Source organism: Micromonospora globispora (assembly GCF_003857015.1).
Classification (GTDB): domain Bacteria; phylum Actinomycetota; class Actinomycetes; order Mycobacteriales; family Micromonosporaceae; genus Micromonospora; species Micromonospora globispora.
Map to the genome: position 1 here is coordinate 1 of NZ_QGGF01000617.1, position 2,562 is coordinate 2,562.

General features: G+C 73.7%; 1 protein-coding gene and 1 pseudogene. Both read left to right on the plus strand.

From position 1 onward, the window contains the following. Positions 1-349 (plus strand): annotated as a pseudogene (locus tag DKL51_RS30875) (FGGY-family carbohydrate kinase); the annotation flags it as partial. Positions 350-455: 106 nt separating this feature from the next. After that, positions 456-2,562, plus strand: a 2,107-nt coding sequence (locus DKL51_RS30880; protein ID WP_148097890.1) for a sensor histidine kinase, incomplete at its 3' end; no start/stop codon positions are given.

Below are 2,562 nucleotides of genomic sequence, written 5' to 3' on the forward strand. Positions count from 1 at the left end.
GCGCGGGCTGGGCTTCGGCACCACCGCGGTGGACATCCTGGCCGGGCTGATGACCGGGCTGTGCCGGATGGTGGCCGACGACCTCGCCGTGCTGGAGTCCACCGTCGAGCAGCCGACCGAGGTGGTGCTGGGCGGCGGAGCCGTGGCCGGGTCCGTCTGGTGGCGCCAGGCGTTCGCCGCCGCGTTCGCGCCGCGACCCGTGTGGCACCAGCGGAATCCGGAGATCGGCGCGACCGGTGCCGCGCTGGTGGCGCTGGGCCGGTTCGCAGAGGCGGCGCAGCTCGGCGGTATCAGCCGGACGGACGAGCCGAACCCGCCGAACCCGGTAGCCGGCTCCCCACCACAGTGACGTTCCTGATCCACCGGCCCGCCAGCCCGTTGACAGCGCCCGCCGGCCTGGTTGGATGGACCCCGCTCCCCGATGTGGGTGGACGTGAGGGACCGAGGAGGCACGAGTGGGCGCAGGTCCCGACCCGACCCCCGGTGCCGTCTCCCACCACCGTCGCCGTCGGTTCGACGTCCGGGTCGTACCCCATCGGCGTCGCTCGGCGCTGCGGCTGCGGGACTGGCGGATGCGGACCAAGCTCGCCACCGTGCTGGTCCTCCCCACGGTGGCGTTCCTGGTGCTGGCCGGCGTGCAGACCCGCGGGCTGGTCGGGCAGACCACCACGCTGAACGACTTCGCCCAACAGGTCGGCATCGGACGGCAGATCACCCTGGCGGTGGACCGGCTCCAGCACGAACGGGACCGCACCGCGGGCGAACTGGCCGCGCTGCGCGCCGCCGGCGGCAACCCCGACCGGAACGCCGCCATCTTCGAGCTGAAACCGCTGCAGACCGCCTCCGACCAGGCCCTGGCCGAGCTGCGCCGGGCGGCGGAACCGCTCGCCGACGCCGACGCCGCCTGGCGAGTCGCCTACTCCGAGGTGCTGCAGGCGTACGACCAGGTCATCTACATCCGCCCCGCGGTGCCGCCGGCGGTGCTCAGCAACGACACCATCCTGAGCAACTACCACCGGGCCATCGACGCGCTGCTCAACCTGCTCGCCGAGCCCTCGCCCGGGGAGGACCAGCGGGCGCTCAGCGACGCGGTGCTGCGCTACGTGCAGCTCTCCCGGGTCAAGGAACTCTCCTCCCGGATCCGCGCCCAGCTCTACGCGGCCGCCCGCGCCGGCCGGTACGAAGTCAACGACCCGGTGACCCTGAGCGACCTGCGCGCCCAGCAGCTCACCGCCCTCGGCGCGTTCCGCGTCGCCGCGACCGCCGACCAGGTCCGCCGGTACGACCGGACCTCGGTGGACCCGGCGTTCTCGGCCGCCACCCGACTAGAGGAGAAAACCCTCCCCACCGCCACCGCGGCACCGGCGGTGCTGTCCGCGCCGCAGTGGTGGGCGGCCAGTGAGCAGCGCCAGGAGCTGCTGCGCCAGCTGGAGGCCGAGGTGCTCGACGACGCGGTGCGCCGCGCCGACGACGCCAGCTCGGGCCAGCTGCGCGACACCCTGCTGGTGGTCGGCGGCATCGTCGCAGTGCTCCTGATCGCCGTCCTGATCTCGCTGCTGATCGGTCGCTCCATCGCCCGGTCCATGCGGCTGCTACGCAGCCAGGCGCTGCGGATCGCGCAAATCGAGCTGCCCGACGCGCTCGACCGGCTGCGCGCGGTGGACCGGCCGATCGCCGGGATCGACGTGCCGCCGGCCGTGGTCCGCTCGCTCGACGAGATCGGTGAGCTGGCCGAGGCGTTCGTGGCGGTGCACCGCAGCGCGGTCAGCGTCGCGATCGAGCAGGCGATGATGCGGCGCAACGTCAACGCGATGTTCGTCAACCTCGCCCGGCGCAGCCAGGTGCTGGTCGAGCGGCAGCTCGAACTCCTCGACGACCTGGAACGCGAGCAGCGCGACCCGGAGCAGCTGGAGAATCTGTTCAAGCTGGACCATCTGGCCGCCCGCATGCGGCGTAACGACGACAGCCTGCTGGTGCTCGCCGGCACCGAGTCCACCCGCCGGTGGCACCGTCCGGTCGGCCTGGGCGCGGTGCTGCTTGCTGCGAGCGCCGAGATCGAGCAGTACCAGCGGGTCCGCCACGAGTCGACCGCCGACCTGCACATCGTCGGGCACGCCGTGGGCGACCTGGTGCACCTCTTCGCCGAGCTGCTGGAGAACGCGACGGCGTTCTCCCGGCCGGACGCCATCGTCCAGGTGGCCGTCCGCGCCGATGGGACCGGAGCGCTGGTCGAGATCGCCGACCAGGGGCTCGGGATGAGCCCGGCCGCCCTGGCGGAGGCGAACGCGGTGCTGGCCGAACCCCCGGCGGCCGACGTCGCGGCCTCCGAGCGGATGGGTCTGTTCGTGGTCAGCCACCTGAGCGCCCGGCATCAGGTGCAGGTCCGGTTGGCGGGCGGCCAGGACGGCCTCGTCGCCCGGGTCCGGCTCCCCGCCGAGCTGCTGGCACCGGCGCCCACTGCCGAGATGGATCCGTCGGCCTCGCCTCGGATGCTCACCACCCCGGTCGGCGCGGCCGCCCGCCCGGCCACCGGCAGCTCCACCGGGATGGCGACGGGCGGGG